The 19700-nt window shown below is 41.4% G+C and carries 15 protein-coding genes and 1 pseudogene; 7 read left to right on the top strand and 9 right to left on the bottom strand.

Annotation, left to right across the window (positions count from 1 at the left end):
* Window positions 1–97 precede the first annotated feature (97 nt).
* Window positions 98–214 (bottom strand): annotated as a pseudogene (locus FTV43_RS16155) (IS66 family insertion sequence element accessory protein TnpB); the annotation flags it as partial.
* 92 nt (window positions 215–306) lie between these two features.
* Between FTV43_RS16155 and istA the strand changes: the two are divergent.
* Window positions 307–1326: an IS21 family transposase gene (gene istA, locus FTV43_RS05895; protein ID WP_179995099.1), complete on the top strand. Its 1020-nt coding sequence runs from the start codon at window positions 307–309 to the stop codon at window positions 1324–1326.
* A complete protein-coding gene (gene istB / locus FTV43_RS05890) occupies window positions 1326–2099 on the top strand; it encodes an IS21-like element ISAba8 family helper ATPase IstB (RefSeq protein WP_179995098.1) in 774 nt (257 codons plus the stop codon). The genes istA and istB overlap by 1 nt, the downstream gene beginning before the upstream one ends.
* 22 nt (window positions 2100–2121) lie before the next feature.
* Here the strand turns inward: istB and FTV43_RS05885 are convergent, their stop codons facing one another.
* The 5 genes from FTV43_RS05885 to FTV43_RS05865 all read right to left on the bottom strand — a co-directional run bounded on the left by FTV43_RS05885 (window position 2122) and on the right by FTV43_RS05865 (window position 8377).
* A complete protein-coding gene (locus FTV43_RS05885) occupies window positions 2122–2439 on the bottom strand; it encodes a transposase (RefSeq protein WP_257224095.1) in 318 nt (105 codons plus the stop codon).
* Window positions 2440–2761: 322 nt separating this feature from the next.
* Window positions 2762–4903 carry a phosphate acetyltransferase gene (gene pta / locus FTV43_RS05880; RefSeq protein WP_179995097.1) on the bottom strand — a complete coding sequence of 714 codons (2142 nt, stop codon included), beginning with the start codon at window positions 4901–4903 and terminating at the stop codon, window positions 2762–2764.
* Between the two features lie 56 nt (window positions 4904–4959).
* The gene (locus FTV43_RS05875) at window positions 4960–6174 is read right to left on the bottom strand and encodes an acetate/propionate family kinase (protein ID WP_179995096.1); all 1215 of its coding nucleotides are present in this window, start codon (window positions 6172–6174) and stop codon (window positions 4960–4962) included.
* A 340-nt stretch (window positions 6175–6514) separates the two neighbouring features.
* On the bottom strand, window positions 6515–6925 hold the full coding sequence (locus FTV43_RS05870) for a hypothetical protein (RefSeq protein ID WP_026438428.1): 411 nt from the start codon (window positions 6923–6925) through the stop codon (window positions 6515–6517).
* Between the two features lie 186 nt (window positions 6926–7111).
* The gene (locus FTV43_RS05865; RefSeq protein WP_096901406.1) at window positions 7112–8377 is read right to left on the bottom strand and encodes a glutamate-5-semialdehyde dehydrogenase; all 1266 of its coding nucleotides are present in this window, start codon (window positions 8375–8377) and stop codon (window positions 7112–7114) included.
* A gap of 341 nt (window positions 8378–8718) precedes the next feature.
* On the opposite strand from FTV43_RS05865, the gene FTV43_RS05860 reads away from it, so the two are divergent.
* Window positions 8719–10053 carry an alpha/beta fold hydrolase gene (locus FTV43_RS05860; RefSeq protein ID WP_179995095.1) on the top strand — a complete coding sequence of 445 codons (1335 nt, stop codon included), beginning with the start codon at window positions 8719–8721 and terminating at the stop codon, window positions 10051–10053.
* A 59-nt stretch (window positions 10054–10112) separates the two neighbouring features.
* Here the strand turns inward: FTV43_RS05860 and FTV43_RS05855 are convergent, their stop codons facing one another.
* Window positions 10113–11003, bottom strand: coding sequence for a class I SAM-dependent methyltransferase (locus tag FTV43_RS05855; protein WP_004974878.1), 891 nt, complete (start codon window positions 11001–11003; stop codon window positions 10113–10115).
* A 526-nt stretch (window positions 11004–11529) separates the two neighbouring features.
* Window positions 11530–12633: a beta-N-acetylhexosaminidase gene (gene nagZ, locus FTV43_RS05850; RefSeq protein WP_179995094.1), complete on the bottom strand. Its 1104-nt coding sequence runs from the start codon at window positions 12631–12633 to the stop codon at window positions 11530–11532.
* Window positions 12634–12827: 194 nt separating this feature from the next.
* Here nagZ and FTV43_RS05845 point away from each other — a divergent pair, with 194 nt between their 5' ends.
* The 4 genes from FTV43_RS05845 to FTV43_RS05830 all read left to right on the top strand — a co-directional run bounded on the left by FTV43_RS05845 (window position 12828) and on the right by FTV43_RS05830 (window position 19289).
* Window positions 12828–15032 (top strand): carboxy terminal-processing peptidase, encoded by a 2205-nt coding sequence (locus FTV43_RS05845; protein ID WP_179995093.1) that lies wholly within the window; start codon window positions 12828–12830, stop codon window positions 15030–15032.
* A gap of 323 nt (window positions 15033–15355) precedes the next feature.
* Window positions 15356–17422 (top strand): bifunctional diguanylate cyclase/phosphodiesterase, encoded by a 2067-nt coding sequence (locus FTV43_RS05840; protein ID WP_179995092.1) that lies wholly within the window; start codon window positions 15356–15358, stop codon window positions 17420–17422.
* Between the two features lie 36 nt (window positions 17423–17458).
* Entirely contained in the window at window positions 17459–17662 is a 204-nt protein-coding gene (locus tag FTV43_RS05835) for a Fic family protein (RefSeq protein ID WP_225530201.1), read from the top strand.
* Between the two features lie 427 nt (window positions 17663–18089).
* Window positions 18090–19289 (top strand): integrase arm-type DNA-binding domain-containing protein, encoded by a 1200-nt coding sequence (locus FTV43_RS05830; protein WP_179995091.1) that lies wholly within the window; start codon window positions 18090–18092, stop codon window positions 19287–19289.
* Here FTV43_RS05830 and FTV43_RS05825 read toward each other — a convergent pair.
* Window positions 19282–19503 carry a hypothetical protein gene (locus tag FTV43_RS05825; protein ID WP_000541018.1) on the bottom strand — a complete coding sequence of 74 codons (222 nt, stop codon included), beginning with the start codon at window positions 19501–19503 and terminating at the stop codon, window positions 19282–19284. The two genes, FTV43_RS05830 and FTV43_RS05825, sit on opposite strands and share 8 nt — an antisense overlap.
* Between the last annotated feature and the right edge of the window lie 197 nt (window positions 19504–19700).

The following is a 19700-nucleotide window of genomic DNA, read 5'->3' as shown; positions in this document are numbered from 1 at the left end:
ATGTAGCCAAAGGCTCTCACCACCTGAGCCATGGTCGTATCCATACCTGCACGCATGTCCATGGGCTGAGTAGACAACCAGATTTCATCAATGCGGATCATGTTGCAAGTGCCTTGAGTAATTCTGCTAAAGCAGATATTTTCGATACTTGCCATTTCAAGCCAATTTCTGCTTTTGAGTGGGGTAAAGTAATTTGAATTTTTAACATGTCAGTAGGATGTTAGCGGCAGTGTAAAAATGACCCCCTAATGGCATTTAAAAACTGACCCCCTTGGTTAATATAGCGGTCATTTTGGACTGCTCAACATGTTAACTTTGGAGCAAGCAGTGACAATCCAAATACTTCATCAACAAGGTAAATCTATTAAAGCCATTAGTCGTGAACTGGGGGTGTCCCGAAATACCGTACGTAAATATTTACGGCAGAAGGAAACACCTCAGTATCGGCGTACACAACCTAGAACAAGTATTCTTGATCCATATAAACCCTATTTACTCAAACGTGTAAACGCAGCTCATCCTGAATGGATTCCTGCTGTTGTGCTCTACCAGGAAATTTTAAGGTTGGGATATCCAGGAAAGATCAGGATCTTGAGGGAATATCTTGCAACATTAAAATCAGTTGCTAAACCGGAACCGATCATTCGTTTTGAAACCCAACCTGGCCAACAAATGCAGGTAGATTTCACCACGATTCGACGCAACAACTCGACTTTAAAAGCCTTTGTCGCAACATTAGGGTATTCCAGAGCGACTTTCGTGAAATTTTATGATCATGAACGTACCGATGCATGGATCGATGGTCTGCAAAATGCATTTCAGTTCTTTGCAGGAGTACCTCAGGAAATCCTGTTTGATAACGCTAAAACGATCATGATTGAACGGGATGCCTATCAGGAGGGGCAGCATAAATGGAATCCCAAACTGCTCGACTGCGCCAAGAAATACAGCTTTCGTCCTCGCGTATGTAAGCCCTACCGTGCACAGACCAAAGGCAAAGTTGAACGCTTTAATGGATACCTCAAATCAAGCTTTATTGTGCCATTGAAAGCAAGCCTGAAGACTTCGGGTTTACTGTTAGATGTTGATGTCGCCAATGCCCACATTGGCCGGTGGCTGCATGAAACCGCCAATCAGCGGATTCATGCCACCACGCAGGAAAAACCGGCTGTTCGACTGCAACAGGAGCAGCAAAAATTTACGCCATTACCGCAATCAGATACAGGTTCCAGCACTGTACCTGTTGCAGCAGCACAGCATGTCATGCCCTACGAGAGTTTGCAGCATCCCTTATCTGTATATGACCAGTTGCTGGGAGTTTCCTGATGAATCTGCAATACGACCGTATAGAGCAGCTTTGCCAAAAGCTCAATCTGCCTGCCATCGCATCACAATGGTCACATCATGCACAACAAACATTAGGTCAGGATGGAAGTTATGCCGACTTTGTTGAAGCGATCTTGACGCATGAATATGCTGCCAGGCAACAGCGCAGCCAGCAGGTACTGATGAAACTCTCAGGCCTGCCTCAAGTCAAAACCCTGGAAGACTATGATTTTAATTATGCCCTAGGGGCCCCTAAATCACAGGTGATTGAACTGTTCAACCTGAGCTTTATTGCTAGAGCAGAAAATGTGGTGTTTCTTGGTGCTAGCGGTGTAGGGAAAACGCATTTATCCATGGCATTAGGCTATAAGGCCATCATGAACAATGTCAAAACCAAGTTTATTACCGCCGCCGATCTCATGCTGCAACTCAGTACAGCCTATCAGCAAGGTAAATTGAAAACCTATATGCAACGGGTGATACTCGCCCCAAAATTACTGATTATCGATGAAATTGGTTATTTACCGTTTGGACGTGAAGAAGCGAATCTGTTCTTTAACGTGATTGCCAAGCGTTATGAAAAAGGCAGTACGATATTGACGAGTAACTTACCCTTTAGCCAATGGTCTAAGTCATTTGCGGATGATGTCACGTTGACCGCTGCGATGTTAGATCGGTTATTGCATCACTGTCATGTGGTACAAATATCGGGTGAGAGTTATCGTTTGAAGGATAAAAAAAGAATAGGGATTCAGCCTCAGGTTGAAATTTAATACGAGATCAAAGGGGTCAATTTTACTTTGCCATTTGTAAGGTAAAAGGGGTCAATTTTAGAATGCCGTTGACAGGAGTAGGATCTAATGGTGCAGAGCAAGATAAGGCAATAAATGCAGGTTTATTCGGTAGTGGTGAGCGATCACTCCCTGGCTTAGCATCAATTAAGCGAATCCATTTGGATACAAGATTTGTATTCAATCCATGTTGCAAAGCGACTGAAGCAATTGAAACGTCCGGTGCTTTACAAGCCTGAACGATCTGCTGTTTAAATTCAGCACTGTATGTTCTTCGTTTTTTCGCAAGAGATGCGATGGATGTCTGATTATTTGTAGTCATAAATTTAAGTCCCCACTTGTTTCTAAGTGGGGACTAAATTAAGGCTTATAGGATGAATTCAGAAGGTGTGTTCAGCGGACGCTTACCTCTATTAATCCTTTAAGTACAGTCCATAAACTACTCATACTATTAGAGTCAATATTTTGCAAAAACAGTTCTAATATATTTGAGAGATATAGAAGACTTCATTGAATCAAAAATCTAAATGAGAGGCACCTACCTAGGTGCCTTCTCATTTAAAAAAAATCTCTTAGACGAAATCTACACATAAAAAACCACCCAATTTTTCAATCAGGTGGTTTGTAAAACTTAACTTTACGAGTTATTGAGCTGCTTGTTGCTCTGCTTGAATTGCAGTCAATGCAATGGTGAACACAATGTCATCTACCAATGCACCACGTGACAAGTCATTCACTGGCTTGTTCAAGCCTTGTAGCATTGGGCCAACACTCACCACGTTAGCAGAACGCTGTACTGCTTTATACGTCGTGTTACCTGTGTTCAAGTCAGGGAAAATGAACACATTGGCGCGACCTGCAACTTGAGAGTTTGGTGCTTTAGAGCGACCAACACTTTCAACCGATGCTGCATCGTACTGTAATGGGCCATCAATCAGTAAGTCAGGACGACGTTGTTTCGCAATTTCAGTCGCTTTCGCTACTTTTTCTACGTCAGCACCTGCACCCGAAGTACCAGTTGAGTAAGAAATCATGGCAATACGTGGGTCAATACCAAACGCTTTTGCAGAGTCAGCAGATTGAATCGCAATTTCAGCCAATTGTTCAGCATCTGGGTCTGGGTTAATCGCACAGTCACCGTACACATATACTTCATCTGGTAGTAACATAAAGAATACTGAAGATACCAATGAATAATCAGGTGCAGTTTTAATGAGCTGGAATGCAGGACGAACTGTATTGGCTGTAGTATGCACAGCACCAGACACCAAACCATCAACCTGATCAAGTGCTAACATCATCGTACCTAATACGACAGTGTCTTGCAGCTGTTCACGTGCTTGATCGTCAGTAAGTTTGCCTTTACGCATTTCCACCATTTTTTCGACATAGTTTTCACGAATCAAGTCAGGATCAATGATTTCTAAGTCGTGTGGAAGCTCAATACCACGTGCTTTGGCAACATCAACTACGGCTTCTGGTTTTGCCAATAATACGCAGTGCGCAATACCACGTGATTGACAAATTGCTGCAGCTTGAACGGTACGTGGCTCATCACCTTCTGGAAGCACGATACGTTTTTTCGCTGCAATAGATTTTTGTACCAATTCATGGCGGAATGCAGAAGGCGATAAACGTGGTTTATGCGTATCGCTGATTAATTGAGTTAACCATTCTGCATTGATGTGACTGGCCACAAAGCGGGTAACTTGTTCTGCACGCTCAGTATCATCTACAGGAATTTCGTTGCTCAGGTTTAATAACTGTTGTGCAGTTTCAAAGGTGCTCAATTTAGTATGTAAAATTGGCAAGCCATTTTTCATTGCTGCTTGGCAGAACTCTAAAGCTTGTGCGCTTGGTGCTTGATGTTCAGTTAACACCAAACCTGCAAGTGGAATACCATTGCTGCTGGCTAAGCTACTGGCAAGCAATACATCGACACGGTCAGAACCACTGATAATCAGCTCGCCTGCAACGAATTTATGCATTTCGTGTTCAATATTCGATGCAATTAAGCTGCTGTGTAATACACGGCGCTGCGCTGCTTCACCTTGGTTAATCCATTCTGCAGAAATGTGTGCAGCCAAGTCCGACATACGTGGCACACTTAAAGTATTGCTGAATGGCACCAAGCCAATCACTGGCATGCAATCTTTACCAATCATTGAATGTGTAGTTTGAATTTTGCTGACAAACTGGTTGGTGTCGCTAATTAAACGTAAGTTTGGATCAAGCGTAACAGGAATTTGTGCAGAATCTTCTGGTAAACCTTTGGTACGCATAAACAATACGCCCGCAGTACGCTCACAAGTTGCACCACCAAAGAAACGTAATTGATTGTCTACTTTGGCAGCTGTTTTTGCAGCATTGTTGATGTCGGCATTGCTGACAATAATGACTTTTGCATCAAGTGCTTTAGCCAAATTTGCATTCAATTCAGTTGCAAAAGGATCGCGTCCGTTTGGCAACACGCCTTCTACAATAATGATATCGTGATGTTTAGAAATTTCACGATGTAAACGTACTGCATCTTCGAGCAATTCATCGTTTTCATCATTCTTTAAGCGTTCAGTCAGCGTGCTATAAGCAATCGGCTCAACAGTTTCATGCTTGAATAAATGACGATACAACGCTGTAGTGCGGTCTGCTTCTGGCTGTAATTCTTGCGAGAAAGGCTTTAAAAAGCCTGCTTTTACGCCTTGGCATTCCAAAGCGTAAATTAAGCCTAGACATGCTGATGTTAAGCCAACACCAATTTCAGTAGGAACCAAAAGTATTGTTTTCATAGTTTTTTCTAAATCATTTAGGAATTTATTGAAGGCACACTGGATACTACGATTGCTTAAGCAATCGCAGCATCACATTCAGACTTTTTTCCAGCTGACTTTAGCTCCTCAGCAACGTGCGCAGTTTCTTTAGCAATACGGCCTTCTTCGTCAGTTGGTACAACCCAAATTTGTGGGCCAGTACCAGCATCGATACGTCCTTCAGTACCACGTTTTAAGTTGTCGTTACGCTCTTTGCTGAAGTTAAAACCGAAGTGCGGTAAGTAAGATACTGTTTTTTCACGGATATAAGCAGAGTTTTCACCAATACCACCAGTGAAGAACAAGCCGTCTAAGCGTGGTAAACCACAGCTAAGCGCAGCTAAAGATTTAGCTAAACGGTAGCAGAATACTTCAATTGCAAGCGTTGCATCTTCGTTGCCTTGTTCAGATGCTTCAATCAGGGTACGCATGTCGTTCGATAAGCCTGACAAACCAAGTAAACCACTTTGGCTGTTTAGCATTTTGTCAATTTTGTAGATATCCCAACCTAAGTTGCTTGCAAGGAAGCTGTGTAAGCTTGGGTCTACATCACCACTACGAGTACCCATCACCAAACCTTCAAGTGGGGTTAGGCCCATCGATGTGTCTACACTTTGACCATTCCAGATTGCACAAGTCGAGCTACCGTTACCCAAGTGAGCAGTTAACCAGCCACCTTGTTTGAAGCTGCCAGCCAACTCTGAACCGCGCTCTGAAACGTATGCGTGACTTGTACCGTGGAAGCCATAACGACGTACGTTGTGGTCGGTATATAAGAATTTAGGCACTGCATAACGGTAAGCGTGAGCAGGCATCGTTTGGTGGAATGCAGTATCAAATACAGCCACTTGCGGAAGTTCTGGGAACAAACGCATTGTTGCTTCAATACCCACCAAGTGTGCAGGGTTGTGTAAAGGTGCAAGCGGAGTTGCTTCACGAATACGTTGCACGATTTCTTCAGTTAATAATTCTGCTTTGGTTAAAGTACCGCCGTGTACAACGCGGTGACCAATGGCTTGTGGCTTATATTGAGATAAGCGACCAAGAATAGTTTCCAATGCTTTTTCATGGTCAGCATGTGGAATAGAAAGTTCGAGCGGCTCACCACCTGCGGTAATGCCTTTAATGCGCGCATCAGCAGAACCTAGATTTTCTGCCAAACCAAAGATACGATCTCCAACGCTTTCAGATACAAGCGCATATTTGATAGAAGAAGATCCGCAGTTAATCACTAATACTGATGTAGTCACTTTTATGTACCCGAATTCTAATTGAAGTTATCCCTAGTCAATCAAGCTGCATTGCAAGATATGGCAAACGGCAATCTATTGTGTTGCAATCTTGATCATTACGTATGTTTTATCATGGGTTTTTTATTGCTCCTAGATAGACTTTAGGAGATTAGACTTAAGCATTATCGACCATGAAATCAGAAATAATTAAAATTTATCAGCCCGAAACTTTCATTTTTTCATGAAATGATGGTCTAAAATTTCTGCTTAATTCCTGTTGTATTCTCTTAACATAGCACACTTCATTCTGCAGGCGAGTGGCAAACTGTTTTAAATTATTTCCTCAATCTTTGTCGGTTTATTTTGATTTGGCAGCGTATTTAATTTCCGACCAACGGACAATCACATAAGCAATCAGTGCCACCATAAAAAACACCAACATCATCCACGCCAAGCCTTGTAAGGTTTCAATAATGGTGCGGTAAATTTCCAATACCCAGCGTTCTTGCGTCAGTTCAATCACAATTCTTTTGTCATTTTCGGCATAGGTGAGTGGGGTAATGTATTTTTCCATATCGTAAATACGAATGCCTGAAGATGTGCCGACCACCATGCCTGCAAATTTGGTGTACTTTGCCCATGCTTCATGAATTGGGTCGTGGATGATACGCGCCAAAATTGCATTGATGGAGCTGGAAAACAGACGCATGACAATGAACGACACCAACAGTGCTAAAGCAAAGGTACTAATAATCAAATAATAAAACATAAGCATCGTCACTCTTTTTGATGATTTTTCTAATCTTGATGGTGTTTTTATTTTAAGTGAGCGTGAGGCAGAAATGTGTAGTGGAACTGTGTCTTAAAACAATGTCTAAAAAATAGAAGGGAATAATGTTCAGCTTCCTGTGAAACTGAACATTATATTTGGATATTGCAAAATTACAGATGGATTTTATTGGCGGATTTGACCATCGCCAAACACGATCCATTTTTGTGAGGTTAAACCTTCCAAACCGACAGGGCCACGGGTATGAATTTTATCGGTTGAAATACCAATTTCAGCACCAAGGCCATATTCAAAACCATCGGCAAAACGAGTAGATGCATTGATCATGACTGAACTAGAATCTACCGCAGCCAAGAATTGACGCGCCAAACTAAAGTTTTCAGTAATAATGGCATCAGTATGATGTGAACCATATTTATTGATATGTTCAATTGCCTCATCAATTCCTGAAACCACTTTAACTGCCAAAATTGGGCCTAAATATTCGGTGTACCAATCTTCTTCGGTTGCTGTTTTAACACTTGTACCCAAAATCTTTTGGGTTGCAGGACAGCCGCGTAATTCGACTTGTTTTTCTGCATATAGCTCGGCAATACGTGGCAAGAATTGTGCGGCAACAGCCTCATCGACCAACAATGTTTCCATGGCATTACAGACGCCATAACGGTGAGTTTTTGCATTCAGGGCAATAGGCAGGGCTTTTTGTAAATCGGCCTGTGCTTCTACAAATACGTGACAGTTACCATCCAAATGTTTAATCACTGGAATACGCGCTTCATTGCTGATGCGTTCAATCAGACTTTTACCGCCACGTGGCACAATTACATCTACATATTCAGACATGGTAATTAATTGCCCAACGGCAGCACGGTCTGAGGTGTTAATCACTTGCACCGATGTTTCTGGCAAGCCTGATGCTTTTAAGCCGTGTTGAATCGCGGCAGCAATCGCTTGGTTAGATTCCAGTGCTTCAGAACCACCACGTAAAATAATCGCATTGCCTGATTTTAATGCCAAAGACGCAGCTTCAAGGGTTACGTTTGGACGTGATTCGTAAATCATGCCCACCACACCTAGCGGTACACGCATTTTGCCCAATTGAATACCAGATGGACGGTAAGCCATATCGGTAATTTCACCAATTGGATCCATGAGACCAATCACATCTTTCAGACCTTGTAACATGCCTTTAAAGCGTGCGGGGTTAAGTTCTAAGCGATCAAGCAGTGCGCTATCCAAGTTGTTGTTACGACCTTTGGTCATATCAATTTGGTTGGCAGCTAAAATAGCGGACTCGCTATTTTCCAATGCCGTATAAATAGCCGATAACGCATTGTTTTTAGATTGGGTAGAAGCGCTTGCTAAGACACGAGAGGCTTGGCGTGCTTGTTGTCCTACCGTTTGCATATATTGTTCAATAGACTCTTGCATAGCGGTTTGATCACTTAGAAATTTCAACTCGATATTAACAGTCTGTGCCTGCACAATGAAGCGTCTCAGCGGAAAATCGACTAAATTGTTCAATCTTTTCATATTTTTCAATGCTTTCATCACAAAAATTAATATTTTGAAATGCTTTATGATTTAAAAGTAGATGAGCGGTCATAGAAAATGTTGCGTATAAAATCAGCACCTGTATAGAATGATGCGATAACGACATTGATGTCATTCACAACAATAAGCAGGATGCCACTTTAATTCAGATAAGTGGGTAATCGTTCAATGACGAACACTTGCACAATAAAAATAAAATGCGCATGGAGGTAAGGAATATGAATTCCATGATCCAGATGGACACGGATGTACAGGACGCAAGTTCGCATGTCTGTTTTTTTGATATTTACGATAAACACAGCTTTAAACAACCCGCTCGTACCACTTGGATCAACGGCTGGAAAGTGGAATACATGGCAATTGCTCAGCCAGAAACCGCACATTTAACTCCAATTGTGATTATTGGCGGGGCATTCCAGAATTTTAATTCTTATAAATACTGCGTAGAGCAACTATTTCGTGCTGGCCCGATTATTTTAATTGATATGCCATCTATGGGCGCCAATCAGCAAATGACCAATGTGGAAACAGGTGAGTCGGCAGGAACGCTAGAACTGCATGATTTAGGTCAGATGTTGGGTGATTGGCTGGATATTGTCGGCTTAGATAAAGTATCCGTCATGGGCATGTCATTGGGTTCGGTGGTGGCATCGTGTCTAGCAGATCAGCGTCCTGAATTGATTGATCGCATGATTTTAATGGGGGTTATGCAAAAGACCCGTAAAAGTTGGCGCATGTTGCTTGAAGAATCGCTGCATTTAATGAAAGAACAGCGCATGGATGAGTTTGGTCAGGCGGTGATTTTGTACTTGGTGAATCATGCCAAAATGGAACAAACCCGTATGTCGCCTACCGCAAAGCGTCTGTTTTACCGACAAATGGCCGACTTTACCGCTACAGAGCAAGATCGCTACGATGTGAACTGCAACCGTTTATTGCGGTTAACCAATGTGCCTATTCCGCAATGTAAGGTTTTGGTGGCGTGTGGGCAATATGACAGTTTTACCTTGCCGCATGAAAATGCCAATTTTGCCTTACAGTGCCCGAACATGGAATTTGCCATGATTGCCAATGCAGATCATGTGCCGCAATTACAGCGCCGTAAAGAAACCATGAATTTATTTGCGACCTTTTTAAGCGATGAATCTATTCAGGACTTAGATGGCATTATTCCAATGACACGTGCGCAACTATTGACGATGGAACGCCGTGGAGAAGCGCGTATTCGGGTGCAAAATCCGCAAAGTCATTTGCAGTATCGTCATTCTGATTTGAAAATTGCCACGCACATTGTCGATTTAAACTTCTTTGGTGTATTGCTTGATTTTGAAAATGCTGCGTTGGCGGCACAAGCAGCACAGTTTGAACGAGATATGGCCTTAGAATTACAGGATGAGGAAGGCAGTTTTAGCATTGAATGTTTAATTTTTGAAAGCCAAGGGCAGCAACTACGCGCATTATTTAAGCATGGTAGTTTTGAGGTGGCAGAGCGTTTGTTGCGTTATGTGGAACGTCAAAAAGCGGCTGCACAAAATTTGGAATATGCCTGTTAGTAGATAAAATCAGTGCTTGGTTTAAAATTATCCAAAGAAAATAGAATCAAAATAGCGTGTTAAACCACGCTATTTTTTTTGTAGGCATGAACCATCCAGACTAAATCGCCTAAATGTTCTGCGGTTGTTTTTTCTAAAGAGCTGTTGGAAAAATACAGTTGTGGTTGTTGTAGCTGCACTTGCTCAAAACCTGCATTTTGAAAAAACTGAGTTAATTCCTGCGGAGATTGAAAGTGAAAGGTGAAAGCACTGCGTGACATAAATTTCAATAATCGGCTGCAGTTCCAAATAAAATTGGCGAGCTTGTTTTTGACGGGTTCAGGGTAAATATCGGTTAAATAATGCAGTTCTGGAAAGTCTTGGGTGTAGTTACACATGCCATTTAACAGCTGTTGTAGCATGTCTTTGCTGAAGTAGTTAATTAAACCTTCACTAATAATTACTAAGGGTTGCGAGTGATCAAAATATTCAAAGGCCTGTTGAAAGGATTCACTAAAAATATCGGCGGTGAGAACTTCAGGTGCGTCGTGGTCAATTTGTCGTAACGCTTGAGTTTTAATTTGCGCCATATCAGGCAAATCCAGTTCACGGTAATTCAGTTCAGGATATTTTTGTCGAAAGTTCCAGCTGCGTGGTGACAGCCCAGATGCAATTTCGAGCACTTGTAATTGCGGATGTTGCTGAATCAGTGCGGTTAAGTGTGCATCAATCATTTGGTGACGTTGTTTGAGGGTGCTGCGCATACTGCCGCCCACATGACGTTCTGCCCAGTTTTCTAAAGGATGTACCAATTTGGCTAAAAACTTGCCTTTTCGGGTCGCAAATACAGGATGTGAAATCCCCCTTTGATACCAGATATATCCCGTATAATGTGCGGTAAAAGAAATATGCCGATGTTTGGACAATGCAGTCGTGTCTGAGCGAGTTGGCTTGGCATCCGAGTTGTGCATTTCAGTCCTTTTTTCTGTCGTGATTTTGCTGTTCAGCAATGTTTTTGTCATTTTCGTATAGACCTTAATTGTTTGTATGGTGGTCGTTGTCTTTTTAGGCATGCTTTGACACTCAAGCTGCGGTGTCAGGCATATACTCAAAATAGAATAAGTTTATCATAATCAAAAAGGAACAAGCTGTCGTGTTCCTTTGTCGTATAAATGCTGTGAAAAAGTGAAGGCGTATAGGGTCTGTTGACATTTCATAAATGGCTTGCGCTGTAGGCTAAAACTGAGCAGATCAGGCATAAAACGCAGGGAATAGTGGACCTATTTTCAAGTTCCATAACGCAATCTGAGAAAGTTTTAGCCACAGCCTTTCAGGACGAGCATATTTTTTGCTGCTATTGCGTTATGTGCCAGTCATTTAGAATGACTAAATTTCCTGTCCCATGCCTTATATCAGCTAAAAAATCTTGCGAGATATATCTCTCACGTCGCAAACATAGACGAATTGTCAACAGACCCTAGTTAGTTTGTAGTGATCTCAAGTCGCAGCGTTTTTAGTGGTACTTGAATAATTGGTCGGGTCGTGACTAGTTTGTGCTGCCAGTAGCGCGGCACTTTGTTCTTTAAATACCAAGATACGATCACGGACGCTTCGCCATTCATCACCCAAGTCTAAAACTTCAACAATGCTAAACTCTGCACTAAGCTCAGGGATTTTACCGCGCATGCGTTCTAAACGTGCCTGATTCGGCAAGGGTAAATCGGCAATCGCATTTAAAGCCAATCGTTGTGCAGCACGGTTGTTGCAGACCAATCCCATGTCACAGCCTGCAAGCAAAGCGGCATGAATACGTGCATCGGCATCGCCTGCTACACAAGCCGCCTGCATGCTTAAATCATCCGAAAAGAGTACACCATCATAGCCCAAGTCTTTGCGAAGCACTTGCTGTAACCAAAACTCAGAAAAACCTGCAGGGTTCGGATCGACCTGATCATAAATGACATGCGCAGGCATGAGCGCATCCAGTTGATTTTGCAGTTGGATAAAGGTTTGCATATCCTGTTGTTGAATTTCGGCAAAAGAACGTGAATCTATCGCGGCAGCAACGTGAGAGTCTGCTTTAACCGATCCATGTCCAGGAAAGTGTTTGCCTGTGGTTGACATTCCTGCACGATGCATTCCACGTAAAAAAGCATCTGCCAAAGCAATAATATCGACAGGACGCGCAGCAAAAGCACGATCTCCAATGACATCACTGATGTCATTTAAATCTAAAACGGGTGCAAAACTAAAATCAATGCCTACGGCTAATACTTCGGTGGCCATCAACCAGCCACATTCTTCGGCTAAATCTAAGGCACGTTCAGGTTCGTTTTGGTATAACTCGCCAAATCTACCCATAGCAGGCAATAGGGTAAAACCTTGTTTTAAGCGTTGTACGCGTCCGCCTTCCTGATCGACTGCAATTAAAATATCAGGGCGTACCTGACGCATGTGGTCGGTCAAGGCGCGTACTTGCGCAGGAGATTGGATATTTCGGGCAAATAAAATGACTCCACCGACTTGCGGAGCGCTTAATAGTTCAATATCTTCTTGAGTAAGTTCTGTGCCAGCGATGTCGAGCATCAATGCGCCAATCATATTGGGTGTCCGTATTCGATTTTTATCAATAAAAAAACAATACCTGAATTCTGCAATGATTTGCTACATTTTGACAGCACAGATTATGATAAAACTACACGACAGATGCAAATTAAGTTGTATAAGATTTTGAATCTGCTCAATTCATTGTGAAAAGCAGAGATTGGTCAAAAACCAAGGACGTAAATATTTTTATGAAACTTCAAACCATCGCTTGTGCGGTTGCTATTGCAACTGGCGGTTTTTTCTTTTCTCACGCCATTAATGAAGCGATTGCAGCCAATAACACCGCTGCAGTGGCCAACAGTATTGTGCCGACGCAGGAACAAGCTTTGGTTTCGCGTCAATTGGCGACCTTGGTCGATCGTCAGCATTATTTAAATCAGCGTTTAGATGCTGCGACGTCGCAGCGCATTTTTGATTTTTATATCGACAGTCTAGACCCAGACCACACTTTGTTTTTGGCTAAAGAAGTTGAGCAATACCGCAAACAATATGCAGCAACATTTGGCGCTTCATTAAAAGCAGGCAATTTGGCTGGACCGTATCAAATTCATGCACAGTATCGTGAACGCTTAAAACAGTTTTATCATTTCATGTTGGCAGAGCTGAAAAAACCACAAAATTTAAAACAGCCAAATGTCACGATTGAAACAGATCGGGAAAAAGCACCGTTCTTTAATACTGAAGCAGAAATGCGTAAGCATTGGCAAAAAATGCTGGTGTCGCAGCTCATTAACCTGACCATTAGCAAAGAAGAAGAATTGGCAAAACAAAAAGCGATTAAAGATAACCCTGAATTGACCAATGGTCAGGATTTGGCAAGTCCAGAAGATTTGACTCCAGTGCAGACTTTAACTAAGCGTTATACTCGTCAGTTAGAGCGCATGGATCGTTTAAAGAGCGATGATGTGCTGGATAAAACTTTGAATGCGATGATGCTGACTTATGATCCGCACAGCAATTATTTCCCACCTGTTGATGCGATGGAGCTGAATCGTCAAACGACTTTGCAGCTTGAAGGGATTGGGGTGTCGATTCGTCCTGAACGAGGCAATGAAGACTACACTAAAATTGAAACCATTGTTGAAGGTGGCCCTGCCAGTAAAACAGGGCAGGTGAAATCGGGTGACCGCATTATTGGTGTGGCGCAAGATGGCGAAAAAATGGTGGATGTTGTGGGTTGGCCGAGCAATGAAATTGTGGGGCTGATTCGCGGTAAACGTGGCACCAAAGTCACTGTGCGTTTGTTGGGTGCGGGTGCGGCGATGAATCAGGCGCGTAATGTGACCATTGTGCGTGATGTGATTCAGGAAGAAGATGCGGGAGTTCGCTCACGAACGATTGACATCAAACGTGATGGTCAAACTTATACCTATGGTGTGATTGAAATTCCATCGTTTTATTTGAATTACCGTGCGCGTCGTGCAGGTAATGAATATCGCTCGGTGTCGGAAGATACCAACAATGCCCTGAAAAGTTTGGCGGCCAAAAATGTCGCAGGGATTATTGTCGATTTGCGTAACAACCCTGGCGGTTCATTGGAAGAAGTGGCACGTATGCTTGGGCAAGTAATCAAATCAGGCCCTGTGGTGCAAATTCGTGATGGCAATGGCAACGTGAGCGTATTTGAAGATGACGATGGTGGTGCACAGACTTATGCAGGCCCATTGGCAGTGATGATTAACCTTGCTTCTGCTTCGGCCAGTGAAATTTACTCTGCTGCAATTCAGGACTATCAGCGCGGGATTGTGATTGGTAGCACCACCACAGGTAAAGGTACAGCGCAGGTACAACTCGACACCTTAGCTTATGGGCAGGCGACCTTAACTCAACGTAAGTTCTACCGTATTACAGGTGGAAGTACCCAAAACAAAGGTGTGATTCCAGATATTAAACTGGTGGATATTTACAATGAGGAGTTTGGTGAGCGTAAAGCTAAAAATGCCTTGAAGTGGGATACCATTCCAACTGCGCCATTTAAGCGTGAAGGTTCAGTACAGCCGTACATCACCAAGTTGGGTCAATTGTCACAGCAACGTGTCACGCTTGATCCACAATTTCAATATTTGGAACAACGTAAGCAAATTGCCAAACAAACTGAAGATCGCAAAAGCATTGTGTTAGATATTGAACAACGCAGAGCAGAGTTGTTAGCTTTGGAGCAACAAACGCTGACTGCGGAAAACAAACGCCGTCAGGAAACAGGTTTGAAACCATTTGCTAATTGGGAAAGCTATCAGGCATCTATTGATGCTTTGGCAGAAGCGCGTGCCAAAATGAAAGCGGCACAACGCCCTGCTTTACCTGAGGAAGAAGCTTTTGTGATTGAAGCAGCGCAGGTGTTGCAAGACTATGCCATGTTACAAAAAGGTGTTTCTGAGCCGAATCAACCTTAAAACAATGTTAGAATCTTAATCAAATAGAACCAGCAGCGAAAAGTTGCTGGTTTTTTTCATCCTAAAGCGAAAAGTAAAGTGACAAGATGCATATAGCTTTGAGTCAGACAGCTATTTTTAGCAGTTTTGAATTGCCATTACTTCATGATGACATATTATATATTTGACTATTGACCAAAGCGGAATAGTATTAGACTCTTAAGTCAATGCAGTCTTTGCTAGATCAATCCGTCGTTCAGGTTGCTTTTTAGTTATTATTTATAAGAGAGTGTGAGATTGAGTAGCCGAAAAACAATAAAATATGACAGAGATGGATACATCTAATGATGCATGTACATTATGATCTGAGCTTGGTAATTGGCTCGGTAGCAATCTCAGTATTGGCCTGCTATTTTGCAGTGTCTGTTGAGCAAATGCTTTTTCAAAATGTACAACAACAACTAAAAAAAATTGCATTAATCATGAGTGGTTTGCTGCTGGGTGCGGCAGTGTGGAGTATGCATTTTGTGGGCATGTTGGCCTGCCAGTTACCTGCACCGTATCAATTTGATCTTAGCTTTACGACCCTATCTTTTGTTATTGCATTTATCGCCTCTACGTTTGCGGTTTGGCTGACCACGCAATCGACCTTGCCTGTGGCGCGTTTGATCCTGAGCGGCATTTTAATGGGGTTGGGTATTTCAGGCATGCACTATACGGGCATGATGGGAATTCAGGTAGAAGGCTACCGTAGTTATTATGATCCTACCATTGTTTTGCTGTCTGTATTAGTGGCCATTGGCGGTGCAATACTTACCTTTTGGTTTATGTTTCATTCCAAGTGCAGAATGGGGCGTCAGGCACAATATAAAATTTTCATTGCGGTGCTCATGAGTCTGAGCATTGTTGCCATGCACTATATAGGCATGGAAGCCCTGCATTTTTACTCTACAGCAGATTTGCCTCAATCAGGGCACTTCCAGATCGGGCAAGGGCCAGCTCTGTTGGTGGTTATTTTAGTGACCAGTCTTATTTTTGCTGCTGCGGTGGGCGTATCTCTGCTGGAGCTGCGCTTAGAAGAAAAAAGCAGACAATTGTCTTTAGCCAACCGTGAATTGGCCAATCAGACAGTCAAAGATAACCTGACCAAATTGCCCAACCGTTTATATTTAGCTGAATATGCACAATTGCTTTTTTCTGAGCATCGGCAAAAAAACACTAAAATTGCATTTTTGTATATCGACTTAGACCGCTTTAAAGCGGTGAATGACGTATTTGGGCATCATGTTGGCGATCAATTGCTGATTCAGTTGTCTAAACGTGTGCAATCCCACTTGGGCGAAAATACCCAGTTATTAAGAATTGGTGGCGATGAATTTCTTTTGGTGATTGAACATACCGACATTGCACAAGCCACTGTCATTTCTGAAAAAATATTAGAACTGATTCAGCAAAGTTTCTTAATTGCAGGCAAGGTCATTAATATTTCAGGCAGTATTGGCATTGCGATGTATCCAGAGCATGGCACCAATTTGCAAGATATTTTAATGAATGCTGATGCGGCGATGCTGACCTCTAAATATCAGGGGCGTAACACCAGTTCAATATTTAATTATGATCTGGAGTTACTTGAGGCTAAAAGCCAAAGTAAGTTGATTAATGATTTATATAAAGCAGTTGAACAACAACAATTTGCGTTGTTCTATCAGCCAAAGTTTAAAGCCGCTGACCATAAAATTTGTGGCGTAGAAGCTTTAATTCGTTGGTATCACCCCGTACATGGTTTACTTACCCCAAATATGTTTATTAAAGGGGCTGAAAAGACGGGGTTGATTATTCAAATTGGCTATTGGACGCTAGAAGAAGCCTTTAAACAAATTCAAATTTGGGAAAGATCGGGTGCACCGTTATTTCCTGTGGCTGTGAATTTATCGGCAGTGCAGTTTGAACATAAACACTTATTTTCGACGTTAGAAAACTTGTTTAAACGCTATGAGATTCAACCCCATCACCTGATGATTGAAGTGACTGAAAGTACAGCAATGCATCATATTGAATCGAGTATTCGTAGTTTTGAGCGTTTGCGTCAAATGGGGATTCAATTGGCGATTGATGATTTTGGTACAGGACATTCGAGTTTCTTGTATTTGAAAAAATTGCCAGTCGATGAGTTGAAAATTGACCGTGCTTTTATTTTAGATTTGTGTTTGGACAGCAAAGAAGAATTAATTTTAGAAAGTATTATTCAGTTGGCGATTAAACTGGGTTTAACTGTGACCGCTGAAGGGGTGGAAACGCCATTGCAAGCTGAGATTTTAACCCGTTTAGGCTGTCAGCAATTACAGGGCTACTTATTAGGCTTACCAATGGATGTTGAGCGTTTAGAAGAGCTGTTTAAACATTCGGCTTAAGCTAGCGATCATGCTACCGCTCAAGATAGCGTACAAGTGAGCGACCAAGTCCAGCGTTTAATTTCAGTGATGAAACAAGATGAATATAGTTTGGCTGAGTTGATGCAGTTGTTAGGTTTAACTCATAGCGCAACATTCCAAAAGAACGATATGAATCCTGCCATAGAAGTAGGTTTGATTGAACGTACGATTCCAGAAAAACCGAAAAGCCAAAAGCAAAAGTATAGATTGAAAAAATAACTATATTCTCAGTTGTGGATAAATTAGAACATATCAACAATCAATAAAATTTGATTCAAATCTGCTACAATTACGCCAATTTTTCATATTGATCATTTTGATCTTATACACTGCAGTTCTGCAGTAGGTGTCTTGCATGAGTTTTAAAGATGAGTTAGCGGCGCAGGTCGCACAGCGACGTACTTTCGCGATTATTTCCCACCCAAATATTTGATATCTATTCAAGCCCATTCAACCTATTTCAATTATAATAATAAAAGCATTGTAAGTGCTGCAAAAATATAAAAATTTTGATATTCTTTATCTGGTATATCTTTCAACCCCATTCAATAGATTTCAAGTCTAGTCAGTATGTTTGTGTACATATGTGTGTACACATTTTCTAGAATTTTCTATTTGAAAAAAATATGTACACAGGTGGAGTAAAATGCCTTTAACAGATACGTGGCTTAAGAAGAATCTAAATCGTGAACGTTCAGCTATACATACAGAGTCTGATCAAGATGGATTGAGCGTTCGTGTATCGCAAAAAGGAAAACTCACTTTTCAGATGCGTTTTCGATATAACGATAAGCAAGCTCGTTTAGACTTGGGAACCTATCCAAATATGAGCCTTAAAGAAGCTCGTATTGAATTGCAGAAAATGAAAGCAATTTTAGAAAAGGGACATGACCCACGTATTCATAAAAAAGTAGAACTTCACAAGATCACAGAGGCTATAACTTTTGAAGCGTTATTTCGTGAGTGGCATACGAAATATAGTATTCCAAACAAAAAAAATGCAGATCAATATTTAAGATCATTTGAACTATATGTTTTTCCTAAGTTGGGGGAAATCCCTGCCGAGCAAATTACATTACACATGTGGTTAGATTTACTAGAAGAGCAATTTAAACAGTCGCCATCAATTACTGATCGCATTCTTACGAATACAAAGCAGTGTTTGGATTGGGGGATTAATCGAAAATTAATTGAGCAAAATCCCATAAGACATATCACTGGAAAGCGTGACTTAAATATTAAGAAAAATAAAACTGTTCGAGTATTACAAAATGATGAGTTGTCTTTAATTTTTAAAATTTGTGATGAGTCTAGAACATCATTAAGGAATGTTTTATTTCTCAAGTTATGTTTGTTTTATGGTAATCGATATAGTGAGTTGAGGCTTGCACGGAAATCAGATTTTGATTTTAGTAAAAATACATGGACAGTACCGTATGAAAATCATAAGACAGGAGAAAGTAAAGGGGACATTGTTCGACCTATTATTGATGAGATCAAACCGTGGCTTCAGTCTGCAATGGATTTGAGTAATTCTGAATACATTTTCCCACATGAAAATGGCAAAGAGCCAATGGGGCGTAGTGGGCCAACAGATACCCCTTATAACTTCATGCAATTTGCAAGGAAGAATTATAAAATTGAAATGGATCATTGGTCTATGCATGATTTACGGCGTACAGCAAGGACAAATTTCAGTGCGTTTACAAGTAGGGATGTTGCGGAACTGATGGTTGGTCATGTGATGCCTGGGGAACAGGGGACATATGACTATTATGATTATCAAAAAGAGATGTCGAAGGCTTATAAAAAATGGTGGAAAAAATTAAGTAATCTGTCTAGCTAGACAGATTACTCATTTGGTTGTTATTGAAATATTTGATTAGCCATTCGTTAAACGTTTCTTCATCCCAAAGGCTAGTAGAGCCAGCGCATTTCTTAATAGGTTGAGGCATTGGTTGCTCGAACATTTTTTGATTAGGTTGTTGGTAACGCCATAAAGTCGATGCAGAGCAATTTTTGAGTTTGTGGCGAATTTCTTTAGATGTTAAGTAGCCCATATCTTTGATCCTTTTGTGATTATCGCAATTAGATAAAAGAACTAATTTTTTAACCTTAAATATTGGCTGGAAATCAACCTATAATGTTAAAACTATTAGATCAGTTCATTGATGGGGTAACTATAAAATTTAGAAAATGTTTAAAATAGAGCAGTACGCGTATCTAGAAATATAGTAGTATTATGCTATGCAATTAT

Source organism: Acinetobacter sp. YH16053 (assembly GCF_013417035.1).
Lineage (GTDB): Bacteria > Pseudomonadota > Gammaproteobacteria > Pseudomonadales > Moraxellaceae > Acinetobacter > Acinetobacter towneri.
Note: the sequence above shows the minus strand (reverse complement) of the source record. Positions and strands in the feature narration are given on the sequence as shown.